General features: G+C 61.8%; 17 protein-coding genes and 1 pseudogene. 2 read left to right on the top strand and 16 right to left on the bottom strand.

What is annotated here, in order from left to right:
• Positions 1-191: 191 nt before the first annotated feature.
• The 8 genes from gcvP to arcD (ACZYR5_RS02010) form a co-directional block, all read right to left on the bottom strand.
• Positions 192-3,044, bottom strand: coding sequence for an aminomethyl-transferring glycine dehydrogenase (gene gcvP, locus ACZYR5_RS02045; protein WP_489088126.1), 2,853 nt, complete (start codon positions 3,042-3,044; stop codon positions 192-194).
• Between the two features lie 11 nt (positions 3,045-3,055).
• Entirely contained in the window at positions 3,056-3,439 is a 384-nt protein-coding gene (gcvH, locus tag ACZYR5_RS02040) for a glycine cleavage system protein GcvH (protein WP_489088127.1), read from the bottom strand.
• Positions 3,440-3,880: 441 nt separating this feature from the next.
• Complete coding sequence (locus ACZYR5_RS02035; protein WP_489088128.1) at positions 3,881-5,389, bottom strand: sigma-54-dependent transcriptional regulator; 1,509 nt, start codon at positions 5,387-5,389, stop codon at positions 3,881-3,883.
• Between the two features lie 180 nt (positions 5,390-5,569).
• The gene (locus tag ACZYR5_RS02030) at positions 5,570-5,932 is read right to left on the bottom strand and encodes a DUF5064 family protein (RefSeq protein WP_489088129.1); all 363 of its coding nucleotides are present in this window, start codon (positions 5,930-5,932) and stop codon (positions 5,570-5,572) included.
• A gap of 58 nt (positions 5,933-5,990) precedes the next feature.
• The gene (gene arcC / locus ACZYR5_RS02025; protein WP_489088130.1) at positions 5,991-6,920 is read right to left on the bottom strand and encodes a carbamate kinase; all 930 of its coding nucleotides are present in this window, start codon (positions 6,918-6,920) and stop codon (positions 5,991-5,993) included.
• A gap of 148 nt (positions 6,921-7,068) precedes the next feature.
• Positions 7,069-8,079, bottom strand: coding sequence for an ornithine carbamoyltransferase (locus tag ACZYR5_RS02020; RefSeq protein ID WP_489088131.1), 1,011 nt, complete (start codon positions 8,077-8,079; stop codon positions 7,069-7,071).
• 68 nt (positions 8,080-8,147) lie between these two features.
• Positions 8,148-9,404 (bottom strand): arginine deiminase, encoded by a 1,257-nt coding sequence (gene arcA, locus ACZYR5_RS02015; protein WP_489088132.1) that lies wholly within the window; start codon positions 9,402-9,404, stop codon positions 8,148-8,150.
• A 37-nt stretch (positions 9,405-9,441) separates the two neighbouring features.
• A complete protein-coding gene (arcD, locus tag ACZYR5_RS02010; RefSeq protein WP_489088133.1) occupies positions 9,442-10,869 on the bottom strand; it encodes an arginine-ornithine antiporter in 1,428 nt (475 codons plus the stop codon).
• Between the two features lie 432 nt (positions 10,870-11,301).
• Here arcD (ACZYR5_RS02010) and arcD (ACZYR5_RS02005) point away from each other — a divergent pair, with 432 nt between their 5' ends.
• Positions 11,302-12,729, top strand: a complete 1,428-nt coding sequence (gene arcD / locus ACZYR5_RS02005; protein WP_489088475.1) for an arginine-ornithine antiporter — start codon at positions 11,302-11,304, stop codon at positions 12,727-12,729.
• Complete coding sequence (locus ACZYR5_RS02000) at positions 12,726-13,595, top strand: DNA-3-methyladenine glycosylase family protein (RefSeq protein ID WP_489088134.1); 870 nt, start codon at positions 12,726-12,728, stop codon at positions 13,593-13,595. The genes arcD (ACZYR5_RS02005) and ACZYR5_RS02000 overlap by 4 nt, the downstream gene beginning before the upstream one ends.
• A gap of 9 nt (positions 13,596-13,604) precedes the next feature.
• Here the strand turns inward: ACZYR5_RS02000 and ACZYR5_RS01995 are convergent, their stop codons facing one another.
• The 8 genes and pseudogenes from ACZYR5_RS01995 to ACZYR5_RS01960 all read right to left on the bottom strand — a co-directional run bounded on the left by ACZYR5_RS01995 (position 13,605) and on the right by ACZYR5_RS01960 (position 22,029).
• Positions 13,605-14,360 carry a methyl-accepting chemotaxis protein gene (locus ACZYR5_RS01995; RefSeq protein ID WP_489088476.1) on the bottom strand — a complete coding sequence of 252 codons (756 nt, stop codon included), beginning with the start codon at positions 14,358-14,360 and terminating at the stop codon, positions 13,605-13,607.
• A 102-nt stretch (positions 14,361-14,462) separates the two neighbouring features.
• Positions 14,463-15,470 (bottom strand): annotated as a pseudogene (locus tag ACZYR5_RS01990) (methyl-accepting chemotaxis protein); the annotation flags it as partial.
• A gap of 449 nt (positions 15,471-15,919) precedes the next feature.
• Positions 15,920-16,315 carry a YbaN family protein gene (locus tag ACZYR5_RS01985; protein ID WP_489088135.1) on the bottom strand — a complete coding sequence of 132 codons (396 nt, stop codon included), beginning with the start codon at positions 16,313-16,315 and terminating at the stop codon, positions 15,920-15,922.
• 88 nt (positions 16,316-16,403) lie between these two features.
• On the bottom strand, positions 16,404-17,012 hold the full coding sequence (locus ACZYR5_RS01980; protein WP_489088136.1) for a biliverdin-producing heme oxygenase: 609 nt from the start codon (positions 17,010-17,012) through the stop codon (positions 16,404-16,406).
• A gap of 163 nt (positions 17,013-17,175) precedes the next feature.
• A complete protein-coding gene (locus ACZYR5_RS01975; RefSeq protein WP_489088137.1) occupies positions 17,176-19,761 on the bottom strand; it encodes a TonB-dependent receptor in 2,586 nt (861 codons plus the stop codon).
• A gap of 120 nt (positions 19,762-19,881) precedes the next feature.
• A complete protein-coding gene (locus ACZYR5_RS01970; protein WP_489088138.1) occupies positions 19,882-20,850 on the bottom strand; it encodes a FecR family protein in 969 nt (322 codons plus the stop codon).
• A gap of 117 nt (positions 20,851-20,967) precedes the next feature.
• Positions 20,968-21,486 (bottom strand): RNA polymerase sigma factor, encoded by a 519-nt coding sequence (locus ACZYR5_RS01965; RefSeq protein WP_027619855.1) that lies wholly within the window; start codon positions 21,484-21,486, stop codon positions 20,968-20,970.
• 78 nt (positions 21,487-21,564) lie between these two features.
• Positions 21,565-22,029, bottom strand: a complete 465-nt coding sequence (locus tag ACZYR5_RS01960; RefSeq protein WP_489088139.1) for a methylglyoxal synthase — start codon at positions 22,027-22,029, stop codon at positions 21,565-21,567.
• Positions 22,030-22,061: the final 32 nt, after the last annotated feature.

The raw sequence follows: 22,061 nt of genomic DNA, 5'->3' as shown, positions 1-22,061 counted from the left end.
CCGGTTTCTTGTTATGGGGATTGGCGCAATTTCAGGCTTTATGCATTCCTTGTAGGAGCTGGCTTGCCAGCGATGGCGGTGGATCAGTCGACATCTCTGTTGCCTGACACGCAGCAATCGCTGGCAAGCCAGCTCCTACAGGGGGTGGGATGTTCTTGAGAGTGGGGCGGACGGATCCGCCCCTTAATCGCTTAAGCGTAGCTTTCGATCGACGGGCAGGCGCAGATCAGGTTGCGGTCGCCGAACACGTTGTCGACGCGACCGACCGGCGGCCAGTACTTGCTTTCGATCAACGACGCCACCGGGTACACCGCCTGTTCGCGGCTGTAAGGGTGCGACCACTCGCCAACGATTTCTGCAGCAGTGTGCGGAGCGTTTTTCAGCGGGTTGTCGTCCTTGTCCAGAGTGCCGTTTTCCACCGCGCGGATTTCCTCGCGGATGCGGATCATGGCGTCGCAGAAGCGGTCCAGCTCCTCCTTGGATTCGCTTTCGGTCGGCTCGATCATCAGCGTGCCGGCCACCGGGAACGACATGGTCGGGGCGTGGAAGCCGAAGTCGATCAGGCGCTTGGCCACGTCATCGACGCTGATGCCGCTGCTGTCTTTCAGCGGGCGCAGGTCGAGGATGCATTCGTGGGCCACCAGGCCGTTGCTGCCGGTGTACAGCACCGGGTAGTGCTCTTCCAGGCGACGGGAAATGTAGTTGGCATTGAGGATTGCCAACTGCGAAGCGCGCTTGAGGCCAGCCCCGCCCATCATGCGGATGTACATCCAGGTGATTGGCAGGATGCTGGCGCTGCCGAACGGCGCAGCACAGACCGCGCCTTCCTTGCGCTCCATGGCCGCGTGACCGGGCAGGAACGGGATCAGGTGGGACTTCACGCCGATCGGGCCGACACCCGGGCCGCCACCGCCGTGGGGGATGCAGAAGGTCTTGTGCAGGTTCAGGTGCGAGACGTCGCCGCCGAACTTGCCCGGTGCACAGAGACCGACCATGGCGTTCATGTTGGCGCCGTCGATGTACACCTGGCCGCCGTTGTCATGGATGATCCCGCAGATTTCGCGGATACCTTCCTCGAACACGCCGTGGGTCGACGGGTAGGTGATCATCAGTGCCGCGAGGTGTTCGCGGTGCTCGATGGCCTTGGCGCGCAAGTCTTCGATGTCGACGTTGCCGCGGGCATCGCAGGCGGTGACCACCACGCGCATGCCGGCCATGTGGGCGGTGGCCGGGTTGGTGCCGTGAGCGGACGAAGGGATCAGGCAGACGTCGCGGCGTTCATCGCCACGGCTCTGGTGGTAGGCACGAATCGCCAGCAGGCCAGCGTACTCACCCTGGGAGCCGGCGTTCGGCTGCAGCGACACGGCGTCGTAACCGGTGGCGGCGCACAGCATCGCTTCCAGTTCGTCGGTCAGTTGCTGGTAGCCGGCGCTCTGTTCGGCCGGGGCGAACGGGTGCAGGGCACCGAACTCGGCCCAGGTCACCGGGATCATTTCGCTGGCGGCGTTGAGCTTCATGGTGCACGAACCCAGCGGGATCATGGTGCGATCCAGGGCCAGGTCCTTGTCGGCGAGCTTGCGCAGGTAGCGCATCAGCTCGGTTTCCGAGTGATAGCGGTTGAACACCGGGTGGCTGAGAATTGGCGATTGGCGCACCAGGGCCGTCGGCAGGGTGCCTTGTACGGTCGCGGCGAGCGTGGCGAAGTCCGGCAGCGGTTGAGCGCCGGCGAATACGCTCCACAAGGTCTCGATGTCCGCCTGGGCAGTGGTTTCGTCGAGGGACAGGCCCAGGCGTTCGGCATCGATCACGCGCAGGTTGAGGCGCTGGGCACGCGCCTGCTCATGCAGGGCGGCGGTGTGGGCGCCGGTGGCCAGGGTCAGGGTGTCGAAGAAGTGCGCTTGCTCGACCTTGATGCCCAAGGCATCCAGGCCTTTGGCGAGGATTGCGGTCAGGTGATGGATACGCAGGGCGATCTGGGTCAGGCCCTGGGGGCCGTGATACACGGCGTACATGCTGGCGATGTTGGCTAGCAGCACCTGGGCGGTGCAGATGTTGCTGGTAGCCTTCTCGCGACGGATGTGTTGCTCGCGGGTCTGCATGGCCAGGCGCAGCGCCGGCTTGCCGAAGCGATCGACAGAGACACCGACCAGACGGCCGGGCATGTCGCGCTTGAACGCATCTTTAGTGGCGAAATACGCCGCATGCGGACCACCGAAGCCCAGCGGCACGCCGAAACGCTGCGCGCTGCCAATGGCCACGTCTGCGCCGAACTCGCCCGGCGGGGTGAGGACGGTCAGGGCCAGCAGGTCGGCGGCCACGGCCACCAGGGCGTTGGCGGCGTGGAAGCGTTCGGTCAGTTCGCGGTAGTCGAACAGGTCACCGTTGGCGGCCGGGTATTGCAGCAGGGCACCAAAGAACGGGCTGAGATCGCTCAACTCACGCTCGTCGGCAACGACCACCTCGATGCCCAGCGGCTCGGCACGGGTGCGCAGCACGTCGAGGGTCTGCGGGTGGCAATGCACGGAGGCGAAGAAGGCGTGGCTGCCCTTGTTCTTGCTCAGGCGTTTGCAGAAGGTCATGGCTTCGGCAGCGGCGGTGGCTTCATCCAGCAACGAGGCGTTGGCGATCGGCAGACCGGACAGGTCGCTGATCAGGGTCTGGAAGTTCAGCAGCGCTTCCAGGCGACCCTGGGAGATCTCTGGTTGGTACGGGGTGTAGGCGGTGTACCAGGCCGGGTTTTCCAGGAGGTTGCGCAGGATCGGCGATGGTGTGTGGCAGTTGTAGTAGCCCTGGCCGATGTAGGTCTTGAACAGCTGGTTCTTGCCGGCAATGGCCTTGATCGCAGCCAGGGCCTGGGCTTCGCTCAGACCGTCTTCGAGGCCCAGCACGCTGGTGCCCTTGATGCTGTCCGGGATGACGCTGGCGCTCAGGGCTTCCAGGGAGTCGAAACCGAGGCTGTCGAGCATGGCTTGCTCGTCGCCGGCGCGCGGGCCGATGTGACGGGCGATGAATTCGTTGGCAGTGCTCAGGTTGACTTCAGTCATGTCGGTGCTCCTCAAGCTTGCGCGTTGGCTTTGATCAGGCGGTCGTAGGCGTCCTGATCCAGCAGCTTGGCGACGGCCGATGCGTCGGCAGGCTGGAAGCGGAAGAACCAGCCTTCACCCAGCGGGTCTTCGTTGACCAGTTCCGGGCTGTCTTCGAGCGCCGGGTTGGTTGCCAGCACTTCGCCGTCCAGGGGCATGTACACGCCGCTGGCCGCTTTGACCGATTCCACGGTGGCGGCTTCCGCGCCTTTTTCGTAAGCCTGCAACTCAGGCAGTTGCACGAACACCACGTCGCCCAGGGCGTTCTGCGCAAACGCGGTGATGCCGACAGTCACGCTGCCGTCGGCTTCGGTGCGCAGCCATTCGTGATCTTCAGTGAAACGCAACTCGCTCATGGAAACTCCTCAGGGGCCAGACTCGTCTGGTGGACGCGGTGGAAAGCGTGGGCGCATTGCCCTTGTTTAATGAGGGGTTACAAAGCAAAAACGCGGCCAACCTTTGAAAATCGTTACAAAACAATAGGTTGAGAGCTATTGCGGGCGCAGGATGATTTGCAGGTGTAGCGAAATCGCTACAGTCCGGTGCGGAGAAAAAAGCCTATGGGGATCAAAGCCTTGCGAAGAGGCGTTGGAAGAGGGGTGTATCGATATCGTTCCGCTGTAGCGCTTTCAGTACAGGTGGAGGTCGTTTTTGGTGATGGTTTTATGACCGACCTAGACCCTGTAGGAGCGAGCTTGCTCGCGAAGGGGGCTTAACAACCAGCGAAGATGTTGAATGTCAGGCCCCCATCGCAGGCAAGCCCGCTCCCACAAAGGTTCCCGCAGGTCCGCAGGGGGTCAGGTCTTGCCGGGAATTCCGTACTTGCGCAATCGATGAGCGATGGCCGTGTGCGAGGTTTGCAGGCGGCTGGCCAGTTGGCGGGTCGAGGGGTAGCTGACGTAGAGTTTTTCCAGCAGCGAGCGCTCGAAGTCTTCCATCGCCTGTTCCAGGCTGTCGACTTCGCTGTCGCTCTGGCGGGCGACCGAGGTGCCGGCGATGTCCAGGTCGCCGATGTCCACCAGGCTGCTTTCGCAGATGGCGGCGGCGCGGAAGATCACGTTTTGCAGCTGCCGGACGTTGCCCGGCCAACGGTTGCCGAGCAGGGCCGGATAGGTGCCGGGGGCCAGGCGGCAGACCGGGCGCTGGATCTGCGCGCAGGCCTGCTGCATGAAGTAACGCGCCAGCAGCAGGATGTCCTGGCCACGGTCGCGCAGCGGCGGCACTTCGACATTGAGCACGTTCAGGCGATAGAACAGGTCTTCGCGGAAAGTCCCTTCGCTGACCATTTTTTCCAGATCACGGTGGGTCGCGCTGAGGATCCGCACATTGACCTTCACCTCACGATCGCCACCGACCCGTCGAAAGCTGCCGTCATTGAGAAAGCGCAGGAGCTTGGCCTGCAGGTACGGCGACATCTCGCCGATCTCATCGAGAAACACCGTGCCCTGGTTGGCCAGTTCCATCAGCCCCGGTTTACCGCCGCGCTGGGCGCCGGTGAAGGCGCCGGGGGCGTAGCCGAACAGTTCGCTTTCGGCGAGGTTTTCCGGCAATGCCGCGCAGTTCAATGCCAGAAAGGGGGCACTGTGGCGGCTGCTGTTGGCATGGCAAGCGCGCGCCACCAGTTCCTTGCCAGTGCCGGTCTCGCCCTGGATCAACAAGGGGGCATCCAGCGCTGCAACTCGCTGGGCCCGGGCCTTGAGGGTGCGAATGACGGGTGATTCGCCGAGCAGCGCATCGAAGCCTTCGGCGTGATCGTGGTGCAACGCCGACAGTTGTTCGCCGATCCGGTTGGCTTGATAGAGGGTCAGCAGGGCGCCGGCGTCGGTGATCGGCGTGGCGTCCAGCAGCAGGGTCTGGCCGTTGACGGTGATCTCCCGCAGCGGCAGGCGGAAGCCGTGTTCGAGCAGGGTGTCGAGCAGGGCCGGATCGGCAAACAGTGCGCCGACGTTTTCCCCGGCTGGCTCGCGACCGTAAAGGGCGATCAGCGCCGGGTTGGCCAGCAAGATGGTGCCAGCGCTGTCCAGGGCCAGCACCGGGTCGGTCATGGCGGCCAGCAGGGCGTCGAGTTGCAGGTGCCGGCGTTGCCCGGGAAGGATGTCGACCACGGTCACCGCTTGCACGCCCTGCACGTTGAACAAGGCATCGCGCAGCTCTTCGAGCACTTGCGGGCTCAAGGTCGGGGCGTCGATGTAGACGTTGGGCGGCACCATTTCCACCGCATCCAGATTGAGATTGCGCCCACCGAGCAAGGCCAGGACTTCCTGGGTGATGCCGACGCGGTCGATGAAGCTGACGTGGATACGCATGGGGCGGTTTCAGGGTCTGCGGTGCGGGGGTGGCAAGTATGCCTTGGCGCGGGGGGAAGGTGAAATCGGAGCGCTCCATTGTGGGAGCGAGCCTGCTCGCGATGGCGGTGAGTCAGACAACTCAAATGTTGAATGTTGGACCGCTATCGCGAGCAGGCTCGCTCCTACAGGGGGATCTGTTTACTCGAAATTTTTCAGGTCGACCGGTTCACCGGACTTCATGTTCAGTTGCACCCGCACATCCTCGAACATCTTGTCGTAGTGCTTATGAACGGAGCCGATGCTGCTCATTGACTTAGGGATACCATACTTTTCGGCGATCTTCGTCACATTGCTGGCGAAGTTATAGGCCTCCTCCTTGGGCAGGAAGAAGGGTTCATCAACAGGTTTGCCCTGGATCGTGCCATGCATCCGGAACTGCATGCCTTTGCCTTTACTCGGATCCTGTTCAACCTTGTATTCAAGCTTGATGTCGTAACTGACATCCTTATCGTTCAGTGCATGTCGTTCGATGTGCAGGTGACCAGGTTCGAACTGGGCCATAGGCGTCTCCTTCTCAAGGCATGATGTCGGGGCAGGCGCCTGGCCTGCCCCGTTTATATTATAGGTAGGTGATGCCAGGCTTGGCGGTGCTGATGCGGGTACCGGCCTTGCCCTGGACGATCGCTTCGATATCCGAGAGTGAACCGATCACCGCGACTTTGCCAGTGTTGCGTGCAAACTCGCAGGCGGCCTGGACTTTCGGGCCCATGGAGCCGGCGGCGAAGCCAAGTTTTTCCATTTCGTCCGGGTGCGCCTGGCCGATGGCTTTCTGAGTCGGCTTGCCGTAGTCGATGTAGGCCGCGTTGACGTCGGTGGCGATTACCAGCAAGTCACCTTCCAGCTGTTCGGCCAGCAAGGCCGAGCACAGGTCCTTATCGATCACCGCTTCAATGCCCTTGAGCTTGCGGTTCTCGTCGTACATGGTCGGGATGCCGCCACCGCCGGCGCAGATCACGATGCTGCCCTTGTCCAGCAGCCATTTGATCGGACGGATTTCGAAGATGCGCTTGGGTTTCGGGCTGGCGACCACACGGCGGAACTTGTCGCCATCGGGAGCAATCGCCCAGCCTTTTTCCGCGGCCAGGGCCTCGGCTTCCGCCTTGGAGTAGACCGGGCCGATCGGTTTGGTCGGGTTCTTGAACGCCGGGTCGTTGGCGTCGACTTCAACCTGGGTCAGGAGGGTGGCGAACGGCACCTCGAAGTCCAGCAGGTTGCCCAGTTCCTGTTCGATGATGTAGCCGATCATGCCTTCGGTTTCGGCACCGAGCACGTCCAGCGGGTAAGCGGCGACCGAGGTATAGGCCGCTGCCTGCAGCGACAGCAGGCCGACTTGCGGACCGTTGCCGTGGGCGATGACCAATTGGTTGCCGGGGTGGATCTTGGCGATCTGTTCAGTGGCGATGCGGATGTTGGCGCGTTGGTTGTCCGCTGTCATGGGCTCGCCACGACGAAGAAGGGCGTTACCGCCCAGAGCTACGACGATACGCATGGTGCTGGTCCTTCTGAAAAGGGAATGTACAGGCGATCCGATCATTTGTAGGAGCGAGCCTGCTCGCGATGGGGGCCTGACAGTCAAAGTGCTTCGACTGGTATGGCGCTATCGCGAGCAAGCTCGCTCCTACAGGGGGAGCGAAGGCTTACAGGTCGGCCAGGGTCGACACCAGGATCGCCTTGATGGTGTGCATGCGGTTTTCCGCTTGCTCGAAGGCGATGCAGGCAGGCGACTCGAACACGTCGTCAGTCACTTCGATGCCGTTGGACAGGTGCGGATACTGCTCGGCAATCTGTTTGCCGATCTTGGTATCGCTGTTGTGGAACGCCGGCAGGCAGTGCATGAACTTGGTGCGTGGGTTGCCGGTGGCTTTCATCAGCTCGGCGTTGACCTGGTACGGCAGCAGCTGCTGGATACGCTCGGCCCAGGCTTCAACCGGTTCACCCATCGATACCCAAACGTCGGTGTGGATGAAGTCCACGCCCTTGACCGCGGCTTTCGGGTCTTCGGTCAGCGTGATGCGCGCGCCGCTTTCTTCCGCGTACTTGTTGCAACGTTCCACCAGATCGTCATGCGGCCACAGGGCTTTTGGTGCGCAGATCCGCACGTCCATGCCCAGTTTGGCGCCGATCAGCAGCAGTGAGTTACCCATGTTGTTGCGGGCGTCGCCCAGGTAGACGTAGCTGATTTCGTGGATCGGCTTGTCGGCGTGCTCACGCATGGTCAACACGTCGGCGATCATTTGCGTTGGGTGGTATTCGTCGGTCAGGCCGTTGAACACGGGAACACCGGCGAACTTGGCCAGCTCTTCAACGATTTCCTGCTTGAAGCCACGGTATTCGATGGCGTCGTACATGCGCCCCAGAACGCGGGCGGTGTCCTTCATGCTTTCTTTATGGCCGATCTGCGACGAGTTCGGGTCGATATAGGTGACGTTCGCGCCCTGGTCATAGGCTGCCACTTCGAACGCACAGCGGGTGCGGGTCGAGGTTTTTTCGAAGATCAGCGCGATGTTGTTGCCTTTGAGGTGCTGCTGCTCGGTACCGGTGTACTTGGCGCGTTTCAGGTCGCGGGACAGATCGAGCAGATAACGCAATTCGCGAGGGGTGTGGTGTTCCAGGCTCAGCAGATTGCGGTTGTGAATGTTAAAAGCCATTTTGGATCTCCTTGGATTTCGGTTATCCCCCTGGCCGCACTGGATAAGTGGCGGCCAGGGTTAATTGGTTAGTAGTCGATTGGGTCGCGGACGATCGGGCAGGTCATGCAGTGACCGCCGCCACGGCCGCGGCCAAGCTCGCCGGCGCTGATGGTGATGACCTCGACCCCGGCCTTGCGCAGCAGGGTGTTGGTGTAGGTGTTGCGGTCGTAACCGATCACCACGCCTGGCTCTACGGCGACCACGTTGTTGCCGTCGTCCCACTGCTCGCGTTCGGCGGCGAAGCTGTTGCCACCGGTTTCAACCACGCGCAGGGCCTTGAGGTTGAGGGCCTTGGCGACCACGTCGAGGAAAGTGCCGTCCTCGCGGCGGATATCAATGCCGCCGTGTTTGCTGTCATCAGGACGCAGGGTGAAGGCAACGATCTGGTTCACCACTTCCGGGAAGATGGTTACCAGGTCGCGGTCGCAGAAGCTGAACACAGTGTCCAGGTGCATGGCGGCGCGGGATTTCGGCAGGCCGGCGACAATCACTTTCTCGACGGCTTTGTTCTTGAACAGGTTCAGTGCCAGTTGGCCAATGGCCTGGCGGGAGGTGCGTTCGCCCATGCCGATCAGCACGACACCGTTGCCGATTGGCATCACGTCGCCGCCTTCCAGGGTGGAGCTGCCGTGGTCTTTTTCCGGGTCGCCGTACCAGATCTCGAATTCGGCATTGGTGAACTGTGGGTGGAACTTATAGATGGCGGTGGTCAGCAGGGTTTCCTGACGTCGCGCCGGCCAGTACATCGGGTTCAGCGTCACGCCGCCGTAGATCCAGCAGGTGGTATCGCGGGTGAACTGGGTGTTGGGCAGCGGTGGCAGGATGAAGCTGGAGTGGCCGAGGAAGTCGCGGAACATCTGGATGGTCTTGCCGCCGAAACTGTCTGGCAGATCATCGGCGGAAACGCCGCCAATCAGGAACTCGGCGATGTGGCGTGGCTCCAGGCTTTTCAGCCAGGATTTGACTTCGTTGATCAGGCCCAGGCCCACCGAGTCTGCGGTGACCTTGTGGTCGAGGATCCAGTCCAGCGCCTCAGGGATGGCGACGATGTCGGTCAACAGGTTGTGCATTTCCAGCACGTCGATGCCGCGCTCGCGCATTTTGGTGACGAAGTCGAAATGGTCGCGCTTGGCTTGGGCAACCCACAGCACGTCGTCGAACAGCAGTTCATCGCAGTTGTTCGGGGTCAGCCGCTGGTGGGCCAGGCCCGGGGAGCAAACCATGACTTTACGCAGTTTTCCGGCTTCGGAATGGACGCCGTACTTAACTTTTTCCGTGGTCATTACAGTGATCCTCCAGATGACAATATAAACTTGGGTATTACAGGGTCAGGAAGCCGTCGTAGAGCCCATAGGCCGCCACCAGGGCGCCTACGACTACTGCGGCGAAAATCAGCTTCTCGACGTTCGTGAAGATGGGTTTGCCCAGCTCGCGCTTGGCCTTGGCGAACAGGATCACGCCAGGGGCATAGAGCAGGGCGGACAGCAGAAGGTATTTCAGGCCGCCGGCGTAGATCAGCCAGACCGCGTAGATCAGGGCCACCGCGCCGATGAACAGGTCTTTCTTGCGTTCGGCGATGGCGTTCTCGTAAGACTCACCGCGCACTGCCAGCAGCAGGGCGTAGGCCGCCGACCACAGGTAAGGCACCAGGATCATCGAGGTGGCGAGGTAGATCAGCGACAGGTAAGTACTGGCCGAGAACAGGGTGATGATGAGGAAAATCTGCACCATCGCGTTGGTCAGCCACAGGGCATTGACCGGTACGTGGTTGGCGTTTTCCTTGCGCAGGAACTCCGGCATGGTGTGGTCCTTGGCGGCGGCGAACATGATTTCCGCACACAGCAGGACCCACGACAGCAAGGCACCCAGCAGCGAGATGACCAGGCCGACGCTGATCAGCACCGCGCCCCAGTGGCCCACCACGTGCTCAAGCACGGCCGCCATGGAAGGGTTCTGCAGCTTGGCCAGTTCCGGTTGAGTCATGATGCCCAGCGACAGCACGTTCACCAGCACCAGGAACAGCAGCACGGTGATAAAGCCGATGACCGTTGCCTTACCCACGTCCGAGCGCTTTTCGGCACGGGCGGAGAAGATGCTCGCACCCTCGATACCGATGAACACCCACACGGTGACCAGCATCATGTTGCGCACCTGGTCCATCACGCTGCCCAGATCGGGGTTTTTCACGCCCCAGATGTCGGCGGTGAAGATGTCCAGCTTGAACGCGAACAAGGCGATCAGGACAAACAGCAGCAGCGGTACGACCTTGGCAACCGTGGTCACCAGGTTGATGAAGGCGGCTTCCTTGATCCCGCGCAGGACCAGGAAATGCACGGCCCACAGCAGGATCGAGGCACCGATGATCGCGGCGACGGTATTGCCCTCACCGAAAATCGGGAAGAAGTAACCGAGGGTACTGAACAGCAGGACGAAGTAACCGACGTTACCCAGCCAGGCACTGATCCAGTAGCCCCAGGCTGAGGAGAAACCCATGTAGTCGCCGAAACCGGCCTTGGCGTAGGCGTACACCCCGCCGTCGAGATCCGGTTTGCGGTTGGCCAGGGTCTGGAACACAAAGGCCAGGGTCAGCATACCGACCGCGGTGATTGCCCAACCAATTAGAACTGCACCAACATCGGCGCTTGCTGCCATGTTCTGGGGCAAGGAAAAGATCCCGCCGCCAATCATCGAGCCGACAACCAGCGCGACTAAGGCGCCTAGTCGTAGTTTTCCGGGAGCTTCTGACATTGTATGACTCCGTTGCAGGAGAAGAGAGGCTTCAGATTAAATCTGCTTGCGCTTAGAACACCTGATCTAGATCAGTCCATTGATACATTCCATTGTTTGTCATAGACGAATTAAAGCTTCGGTAACGGCCAAGAGTGCCTATCCTAGAGGCCTGCAGGAGGTTGAGCGAGAATGGATCCTATTGCTGCAGGATTAGAAATTAGTTGGTTTTCAGGAATGTGCAAATTTTTCCGGCATTTTTCAGGCGGTGATTGAACTTTTTCAAAGTCGCCGGGAAATGACCTCCGTCGTCTGTTGTTTTAGACGAGAAAATTCTAAAAAATGGTTTATTTTTAGCGTTACCTGATAAACGAAATGCCAAACTTGGTATTTACTGAAGAGAGCACTGTTATGCTCTTTTTCTATGACAGTCAGTTGACGTGAGAGGTAATGATGTCGCAACCGGCGCAAAAGCTGAGGCTCAACGCATTGATCGCGCTGGTAGTCGGCTCGATGATCGGTGGGGGTATTTTCTCCCTGCCACAGAACATGGCCGCCCGTGCCGATGCCGGTGCCGTACTGATCGGCTGGGGCATCACCGCGGTAGGCATGCTGACCCTGGCCTTTGTGTTCCAGACCCTGGCCAACCGCAAGCCAGAACTGGACTCCGGGGTCTACGCCTACGCCAAGGCCGGCTTTGGCGACTACATGGGCTTCTCCTCGGCCTGGGGCTACTGGATCAGCGCCTGGCTGGGCAACGTCGGCTACTTCGTCCTGCTGTTCAGCACCCTCGGTTACTTCTTTCCGGTCTTCGGCCAAGGCAACACGCCGATTGCCATCGCCTGCGCCTCGGCGCTGCTGTGGGCCGTGCATTTCCTGGTGATGCGCGGGATCAAGGAGGCGGCGTTCATCAATCAGTTGACCACCGTGGCGAAGATCGTGCCGCTGGTGATGTTCATCGTGATCGCGGCCGTGGCGTTCAAGGCCGACGTCTTCACCCGTGATATCTGGGGCCGCAGCAATCCGAATTTCGGCAGCGTGATGGATCAGGTGCGCAACATGATGCTGGTCACGGTGTTCGTGTTCATCGGCATCGAAGGTGCCAGTGTCTACTCGGCGCGCGCGGAAAAGCGTTCGGACGTGGGCCGGGCGACGGTCATCGGGTTTATCGGCGTGTTGGCCTTGCTGGTGCTGGTCAACGTGTTGTCCCTGGGGATCATGAGCCAGCCGCAACTGGCCGAGCTGCAGAACCCTTCGCTGGCAGCGGTGCTGGAGCACATTGTCGGGCCGTGGGGGGCGTTGCTGATCAGTATCGGCCTGGCGATTTCGTTGCTCGGGGCGCTGCTGTCGTGGGCGCTGCTGTGCGCCGAAATCCTCTATGCCACGGCGCGCGACAAGACCATGCCGGCGTTCCTGAAAAAGGAAAACGCCAACCACGTACCGGTCAATGCCCTGTGGCTGACCAACGTGATGATCCAGATTTTCCTGCTGATCACCCTGTTTTCCGCCGGCACCTACACCAGTCTGATCTACCTCGCGTCCTCGATGATCCTGGTGCCGTACCTGTGGTCGGCGGCCTATGCGGTGCTATTGAGCGGACGCGGCGAAACCTACGAAAACGCCTCGGCCGAACGCCGCAAGGACCTGCTGATCGGCGGCATTGCCTTGGTCTATGCGGTGTGGCTGCTGTATGCCGGCGGGGTTAAATACTTGCTGCTGTCGGCCTTGCTCTATGCGCCGGGGGTGATTCTGTTCGCCAAGGCCAAACATGAGCAGGGCCAGCCGCTGTTCACCCACATCGAGAAAGGCATTTTTGCCGCCGTGGTGCTGGGCGCCATGGTGGCGGCCTATGGTTTGTATGACGGCTTTCTCAGCTTGTGAAGATCCGGCTCGACTATCAGCCGCCCTATGACTGGCCGGCGATGCTGGGCTTTTTCGCGGTGCGAGCAATCAGCGGGCTGGAGACGGTCAGCGCCGGTGTTTACTCGCGCAACTTCAGCCTGCACGGCGAGCACGGCAGCTTCTCGATCAGCGCGGGCGCGGGTGACTGGCTGGAGTTGACGTTGTATCAGGTGCCGACCGCGCTCGTTCCTGAAGTCATCGTGCGGGTGCGGCGGATGTTTGACCTGAACGTTGACGTACTGCCGATTCATCGGCACCTGGCGACAGATCCGCTGCTGGCGCCCTTGATTGCTGCGCGCCCGGGAGTGAAGGTTCCCGGCGCCTGGGACGGCCTGGAACTGGCGATACGCGCGGTGCTGGGGCAACAGATCACGGTGGTTGCGGCGATCAAACTGGCAGGCAAATTGGTTGAACGCTACGGCGCTCGGGTGGCATCGCCCGTGCCCGGTTTGAGCCACCTGTTTCCCGAGGCGGCAGTATTGGCCCAGGCCGACCTGGCAACCCTGGGCATGCCCCGCAGCCGCGGCCGAACCTTGTCAGGGGTGGCGCAGGCGCTGCTGGACAATCCACGGATTTTCGACCCTGGCCCCGACCTGCGCGCCAGCGTCTCGCCGTTGCTGGCGCTGTGGGGCGTGGGCGAGTGGACGGCGCAGTACATTGCCCTGCGCCAGATGCGCCATGCCGATGCGTTTCCGGTGGCGGACGTCGGCCTGCTCAACGCACTGTCCGCCCTCGAGGGGCGGCCTGTGACGGCGACGGAACTGCTGGCGCGCGCCGAAGCCTGGCGTCCTTACCGAGGTTATGCGGCGCAATTGCTCTGGACTTACTTGAGCCGCGCCGATTGAAGCCCAGGCTTAAACCCGGAACTGATCCATCAATTTCATCTGCTGGGTCGCCAGGGAGTTGAGCTGGCTGCTGATCTGCGCCGATTCGGTGGCCTGCTCGGTAAGGGTTTCGGTGACCGTGCGGATCGCCGAGACGTTGCGATTGACCTCTTCGGCCACCGCGCTCTGCTGCTCGGCGGCGCTGGCGATCTGCAGGTTCATGTCGCTGATCACGGTGACCGCTTCGCTGATCTTGCCCAGCGCCTGCACCGCCTGCTGGATCTGCCCGGCGTTGCTGTGGGCCTGGGTCTGGCTCGAGTGCATGGTGGCGACCACGCCCCGGGTGCCGGTCTGGATCCGCTCGATCACCAGGCGAATTTCCTCCACTGAATCCTGGGTGCGCTTGGCCAGGTTGCGCACTTCGTCGGCCACTACCGCAAAGCCGCGTCCGCTTTCCCCGGCGCGTGCCGCTTCAATGGCAGCGTTCAGGGCCAGCAGGTTGGTCTGCTCGGCGATGCTGCGGATCACTTCCAGCACCGAACCGATCTGCTCGCTGTTGACGGCCAGGGCCTCGACCTCGGTCACCGCCTTGCTGACTTCCTCGGCGAGTTGGCCGATGTCGCGGGTGCTGCGTTCGATGATCGCCATACCATCGCGGGCCGACTGATCGGCACCCTTGGCGGCGCTGGCGGCATTCGAGGCGCTGTTGGCCACGTCATGGGCGGTGGCGCTCATTTCGTTGGAGGCGGTGGCGACCTGGTCGATTTCGCGGAACTGCACCTGCATGCCTTCGCTGGTCTGGCGAGCGATGGCCGAAGACTGGTCGGCGGTGCCACGGGCGTCGCTGATGCTCTGCTTGATCTGCGAGATGGTCGGTTGCAGCTTGTCGAGGAAACGGTTGAACCAGCTCACCAGTTCCCCCAGCTCATCTTGTTTGCTGTAATTCAGGCGCTGGGTCAGGTCGCCGTCGCCGCTGGCGATCGCCTTGAGCATGTTAGCCACGCTGTTGATCGGCCGAGTCACACCCGAGGCGGTAAGCCACATCAGCAGCAGGCCGAGGAGGCCGGCGGCAATCGCGACCACCAGGGTCTTGAGGGTGCCGCTGTTGCGCGCGTCGTCGAGGACTGTCAGGAGTTTCTCCGAGTCGGCCAGCAGCACCCGCTGCGGCAGGTCGATGACCACCGCCCAGGCCTTGGTATCGGGTACCGGATTGACCGGGTACACGGCGCGAATCAGTTCACCTTGCTTCAACACTTTCGGCGTGCTGCCACTGAGCAGTTGCAGCACTTCCTTGCCGTCGTTGCCCAGGGTCTGGACGATGTTCTTGCCCAGTTGGCTGGCGTCGGTGCTATAGCCGGCAAGGACGCCGCTGCCAGAGACGATCAGCATGTGCCCGGCGCCGTCGAACAACTCGCGCTGGGAATTCACGGCGGCAGCTTGCAGAGCGTCCAGGGAGATATCGATACCGACTACGCCTATCGCCTTGCCGTCGACCAGCAGCGGCACGGCAATGCTGGTCATCAGCATGTCCTTGCCACCGACGGTATCGGCGTAAGGGTCCAGCAGGCAGGTGCGCTTGCTGTCGCGTGGGCAGGTGTACCAGCTGTTGTAGGGGGTGCCGCTGAGGTTGAGGGTGGTCTTGGTCATGTCCTCTTCGGTCATGATCGTATTTTCCGCGTTGCCGGCGGCGCGGCTCCAGTAACTGGCGAAACGTCCGACTTCGTTGGAGCGACGGGTAACGTCGTTGACGAATTCGCTGTCCTTGCCATCCAGGCCGTTGGGTTCATAGGCCAGCCAGATACCCAGCACCCGCGGATTGCGCTCGAAGGCGGTTTTCAGGCTCTGGTTCAACTCTTCGCGCAACACGCCGGCTTCAAGCGAACGCTTGGCGGCCATGATGCGCAGGTCGGCGACCTGATCGGCGAGGGCGGTGACCACCAGCAGGCTTTCACCAAAAGTCTTCTGCACCCGTACAGCCTGCTCGGCGGCCTTGGCCTGCAGCAAGTTCTCGACGCTGGCGGTAAGCATGCGCGTGCTGGAACGGCTGACCAGCTCGTCGTTCTGGTTGGTCTGGTAGATGTTCATCCCGACAATCAGTCCGACCACGCCCAACAGGCACAGTCCAGACAACAGCACGATTTTCAGGCGGATGGAAAGAGAGTCGAACATGGGGCGATCTCGCGAATGGGTGTCGGATTGGCGGTGGGTCTTGAGCGACCGGTTCGCCAAATCCATTCAGCGCCATGTGCGAGACATCGGCTTATAAAGGAAGGGCATGAGGGGCAACCGATGAACGGTTGATAGGTTGTCCTGAATGCCTGCAAGTTTGGCAGGATCGCAGCGTTTCAGGAGGGGCTTGGCAGCGATTCCGGACGGGACCAGATCCACAGGTTGCCCAGGCTCATCCCGGCGATCGCCAGGTAAATGGGCCAGCCGTGATCGAGCATCACCAGCATCAGCCCGGCGCACAGCAACATGCTGGCGGTGGCGCTGACCTTGGCCCTGCGGGCGATGATCCGGCCATTGCGCCAATTGCTCAGGATCGGGCCGAACAGCCGGTGGTTTTCCAGCCAGGCACTCAGGCGCGGCGAGCTTTTGGTTGCGGCCCAGGCGGCCAGCAGGATGAATTCGGTGGTGGGCAGACCGGGGATGACGATGGCGACCAGGCCAATGCCCAGGCTGACGTAAGCCAGCAGGCCAAAGAGGATGCGGGCGAGTTTGGAGGTGGCGAGGCGAGGCATGGGCGTTGACTGACTGCGCTTGATCGGGAGGGGAGAGCTTGCCAGGTTGATGTCGGAGCGGGGTGAACCCACTCCGGCAGCAATGGCCTCAGGCCATTTCAGGCGCGCTGGCGTAGGCCTGTTCCAGCAACACGGTGAAGCGGTTGAAGGCATCGATGGCGCCTTTCTCGACTGCCGCTTCCTCTTCGGCGCTGAAGGTCAGGCCGTCGAGGGTCTTGATAAAGCTTTTCCAGCCCTCGGCACGCCCACCGGCCGGCTCGCCGAGGTGACGGGCACCGAAAGTTTCGCTCAGACCCAGGCCAACGGCGCGCTTGATCAGAAACGCGGCACCGAGTATCGAACCCTCGGAAACGAAGATCCAGCCCAGGGCTTCGGCTTTGCTCGGGTTGCTCACGGCACCGGTGACCGGCGCCGGGACTTCGGTGTCGAGGTCGGCGAGGTCAGCCTTGGCGGCCTCGGCGCGGCAGCGCTCGGCGAGGTCGGGGACAATGGCGATCAGCTCGGCATCGTTGTACAGCGCCACCAGTTCCGACTGGAACAGGTACTGGGCCACCACGAAACGGGCGAAGTTGGCCTGGGTTGCAAAGGGCGCATGGGCCTTGACCAGCGCGTCGAGCTTGGCATGCGGCTCGTTGGTGATCTGGTTCAGGCGTTGTGAACGCAGGCTCGGGCGTTGGGAAGAGTCGGCAGCGGTCATGAAGAAGTCCTTGAGGGAAAGAGGCGCTTGGTAACTAGACGAATCAGGTGGGGCGGCAGCGTAAAAATTGATTGAGAACTGGCGCTGGCTCGACAGATGGGGTGAATGTGCCGCCGCCTTCGCTGGCAAGCCAGCTCCTACAGAGGTCAAAGCCGCCGTGCAATCAGATATCCCAGATCAGGTTGATCGCAAAGTTGCGGCCTGGCTCGGTCAGGCGGTCGAGGTTGGCCGGGCTGAGTACCGCGGCTTCACCCACGCTGTCGTAGCCGCGCACGTTGTCCCACTGCCAGTATTTCTTGTCGCTCAGGTTGTAGATCCCGGCGTTGAGGGTGACGTCGTCGGTGACCTTGTAGAAACCGGAGAGGTCGAGCACGCCGTAGCCCGGGGTCTTGAACTGGCCGCTGGTGCCGTCTGGCGAGTAGAAGTTGCTGTCGTCAACGAGGTTCTTCTTCTGCACCAGGGTCCAGCTGAGCAAGCCGCCGTAGCGGTCCTGGTCATAACCGAGGCCGAACACGCCGGTCATCGGGTTGACTGCGTTGATTGGCTCGCCAGTGTCGTTGTTTTCACCGTGGGCGTAGGCAATCGCGCCCTGGGTGTACAGGCCTTGTGGCGCGCCGAAAGCATCGAGGTTCAGGCGACCCTTGACCTCAAAGCCCTTGATGGTGGCGTGCTTGATGTTATTGCTCTGGAACGTCAGCTCGCTGTAGCCAGGGGTGACGGCGTCTTCGTTGATGAAATCGCGGTATTTGTTATAGAACACCGCCACATCGAAGTTGCCCGACTCGAAGTTGCCGCGCAGGCCGGTTTCGTAGCTCTTGCTCTTTTCCGGCTCGAGGTCCGGATTCGGCTCGACAATGTAACCAGGGTTTCTGTTTTCGAAGCGACCGTACAGCGCCTTGGCGGTCGGCGTGCGGAAGCCTTCGGCGTACTTGCCGTACCAGGTGTAGTTGTCGTCGAAGGCGTAGGTCAGGCCGAAGTTGGGCGAGACGCGGTGCCAGTTCTTGTGATCGTCACTGACGGAACCCAGGCCATCGGGGGCGACGGTGTTGAGGAATTCCTCGGTGATGTGCGGCTTGAGCTCGGTGTAGTCGTAGCGCAGGCCGGGCATGAAGGTCCACTGGTTCCAACTGATCGAATCCTGCGCGAACAGGGCATAGGTGTTGATGGTCGGGTCCGGGAAGTCGCTGGACTTTTTCAGCACGTCGGACGGGCTGATCGCGCCGATGGCGGTGCAGCCGCGACCCACCGCCAGGCAAGTGCCGCTGCCGCTGCGCGAACCGGTGACCTTTTCCTGCTTGATGCTGGTGCCGTAGGTCAGCAGGTGCTCGGTTTCACCGATGACAAACGACTTGTCCAGTTGCGCGTCGAACACCCACTGCTTTTCTTCATACAGCGTGTCCCGCGAGCGCATCACGTTGCGGGTGAACGGGAAGTAGTTTTCCAGGGTGCTCGCTTCGGTCTTGGCGATCTGGTGGTTGAGGCTCCACTTGACGTTGTCGGCCAGCAGCGAGTCGAGGACAAAGCGATGTTGCAGGCCGAAACGTTCACGGCTGACGGTGTCCTCGGCGGTGCGCGAGCGGTACATGCCCATCGCCTGGCCGCCATTGAACGGGCCGCCGACCGCGCTTTTCTGATTGCTGTCGTTGTTGTCCTTGTACTTCTCGTAGGTCAGGCCCAGGCGCGCGCCGTCGGCGTAGTCCCAGCCGGCCTTGGCCAGCACGTTGGTGGTGCGCACGTCTTCCGGGTTGGCGGCGGTGCGATCCAGGCCGGTGCCGTTGTAGTGATCGTAGGACTCGGTCTCGTGACCGTCGCGCTGGCTGAAGTGCAGCAAGCCGTCGAACTGCTCGACGCGACCCGCCACGGTGGCGGATTTCAGCCAGCTGTCATCGGCCGAGCTGTAACCGGTTTTCAGGCGGGCACCGACGTCCTGGCCGGGCTTGATGATGTCGTCCGGGTCGAGGGTGAAATAGCTCACCGCACCGCCAATGGCGCTGCTGCCATAGAGGGCGGAAGCCGGGCCGCGGAGGATCTCCACGCGCTTGACGATTTCCGGGTCGACGTAGTTGCGCTGGGTCTTGGCGTATGGGCCGTTGAAGAAACCGTTGGGGATTTCCACGCCGTCGACCTGGGTCAGGATCCGGTCGCCGTCGATACCACGAATGTTGTAGCCGCTGATGCCGCCGCGGGTGCCGGTGCCGCCGACCGAAACGCCCGGTTCATAGCGCACCAGGTCCTTGATGCTGTTGACGTTGTTACGGTCGAGCTCTTCGCGGGTCTGCACGCTGACCGTGGCCGGCACGCTGTCGATGCTCTGTTCCTGGCGCGTGGCGCTGATGGTCATCTGCTGCAGGGCGAGGGTGCCGCCGGCGGCGCGTTTTTCCAGGACGATGTTGTTCGCGCCCAGTTTGCGATAGCTCAGGTTGGTCCCCACCAACAGGCGATCCAGGGCTTTTTCCGGACTCAGTGCGCCGTGCACGCCAGGCGAGGCGACGCCTTCGCCGAGTTCAGCCGGCAAGCCGACCTGCCAGCCAGTGACGGCGGTGAAGGCATTGAGGGCCGACACCAGCGGCTGCTGGGCAATCGCAAAACTGTAGTCGCCCATGTTGCGGCTAGGCTGCTGGGCTGCAGTTGCGGCCAGCACAGGCGCGGCCTGCACGCCAGCCATCAGGATGGCGGCAGTCAGCAGGGACAGCGTGCAGTGGTGCACGCGCGAAGATGAAGAGGACCGGCGGGTAAGGCGAGGGGACATCGATAGCGCTCCGTGTCGCACGAATCTTATAGGTGCAGATTGGCATCAATGATGCGAATCAATTGCATTGGCTATAACGAGACGTACGAGGAATAGCTATCGAGTAAAAATAATTCTCATTCAGTTCAAGATCACCAGCGCCGGGAATTCCTGGAGCTTGGCCGAGGTGATGTGCGCCAGCGAACGCACCACGTCCAGCGGCTGGTCGAGACGGTAATTGCCGGTCACCGAAACATTGGCCAACTGTTCGTTGGTGTTGATGATCCAGCCCGGGTAATAACGACTCAGTTCAGCCAGTACCTGGCTCAGCGGGCAGTTCTCGAACACCAGGCGCCCCTGGACCCAGGCCAGGTCGGTGGCCGGATCGAGGCGGGCCGGTTGATCGAAGCCGTTGGGGCCGATGCGGATGCTTTCACCGGCGCTCAAGCGGATGCGCGCATCGCTGTGGGCGCTGCGCAGGTCGACGTCGCCGCGTTGCACCCGCACTTGGGCGATGCCGTCGAGGTAGCGCACGGCGAACGAGGTGTCACGCACGCTGGCGGTGACTGGCCCGGCATCGATTTCCAGCGGCAGGCCGCGCTCGGCGGCGACTTCGAAAAAGGCTTCGCCCTGATACAGCCGAGCCACGCGCTTTTGCTCGTTGATGGTGCTGGAAAACGCCGAGTTGGTGTTGAGCAGGACTTTCGAACCGTCTTCGAGTTGCAGGCGCTGGCGTTCGCCAACCACGGTCAGGTGATCGGCTTGCAGGCGCATCGGCAGGTTACTGAAGCTGAACAGACCAAGGATGAGCACGGCGGCGGTGGCCAGGGGTTTCCAATGCGGGCGCAGGCGACCCAGCACGCTGACCTTGGGCTTGCGGCTGCCCAGGGCCTGAGCGCACTGCGCGACTTGCGGGCCATCCCAGATGGCTTGGGCCTTGGCGAAAGCTTCGCCGTTGCGTGGGTCTGCGCTCAGCCAGGCCTGGAAGTCGCGGCTTTGCTCGGCGCTCGGACATTCCAGCACGATCAGCCAGTCCAGCGCCTGGTCCATCGCGCTGCTGGCTGAATCCCGCGCCGAAGCGGACGGGGCGGAGTGTGGGGTGTCCGTCACGGGTATTCCTCGACCACGTCTGCGCGCGGCTGGCTTCTGATAAAAGTGATGCAAGTTGCGCCAAGGGTAACAAAGCCTGGGCCCTGATGCAGTCGCGCAAATAGTTGTCGGACGGGATCAATCGGCGTTGAGGCGATCCGCCACGCCAACACAAATCGCCATGATCAACTTCAGGTCTTTTTGCACGGTGCTCAGGGACACATCGAGTTTGTCGGCGATCTCCAGATAGCTGTGGCCGTGCAGGCGGTTGAGGATGAAGATCTGCTGCTGGCGTGGGGTCAGTTGATTCAGGCTGATGTTCAAGCGTTCGAGCATCTGTTCGGCATGGGCGGCATCCTCGGCACTGCTCAGTGGTGCAGCGACACTTTGCACGACGTCCAGCGGCACGTCTTCGAGCAGGGTGCGCGACTGAATGCGCCGGGCGCGCAGGTGGTCCAGCGCGAGGTTGCGCGCGGTCTGGAAAACAAAGGGTTCGAGATGGTCGATCGGCCGTTCGCTCAAGGCCCGGGTCACCCGCAGGTAGGTCTCCTGCAACAGGTCCTCGGCGGTGCTGTGGTTATTGACCATCCGCTCCAGGGTGCGCAGCAGCGACACGCGCTGAGCGAGGAAGACGTGATTGAACTGCGCTTGACTCACGGTGGGACCTGCTCCATTTCAAGTGAATGATAATGCTTATCATCTATATGAAAGGTCAAGCGCTAGTTTCTGTGGGATTTATCGCCGCCCTTGCAGGTACGCCGGGTAGTCGGGGATTCGATGGCTGTGGGGCTGGTCGATCAACGGGCTGCTGATCAGGTAGTCGGCAGTGCATTCATTGCAGGCCACGGGAATGTTCCACACCGCCGCGACCCGCAGCAGCGCCTTGATGTCCGGGTCGTGTGGCTGGGGTTCGAAGGGGTCCCAGAAAAATATCAGCAGGTCGACGCGCTGCTCGGCGATATGCGCGCCCAGTTGCTGGTCGCCGCCCAATGGGCCGCTGATCATGCTGTCGACGGGCAGGTCCAGGCGCTTGCTCAGCAGCATGCCCGTGGTGCCGGTGGCGACCAGGTCGTGCTGGCTGAGGCGGTGTTTCTGCCGTTCGGCCCAATCGAGCAGGAACGCCTTGCAGTGGTCATGGGCAACCAGGGCGATGCGTTTGCGCGCGGGGATGGTTTTTTCGGTGAAGGTGATGCCGATCATGGGGGATTCCGCAGGGGGGCTGTGAGGGCCTA

Source organism: Pseudomonas sp. F007 (assembly GCF_057814275.1).
This window is presented reverse-complemented; position numbering and strand designations above follow the sequence as displayed.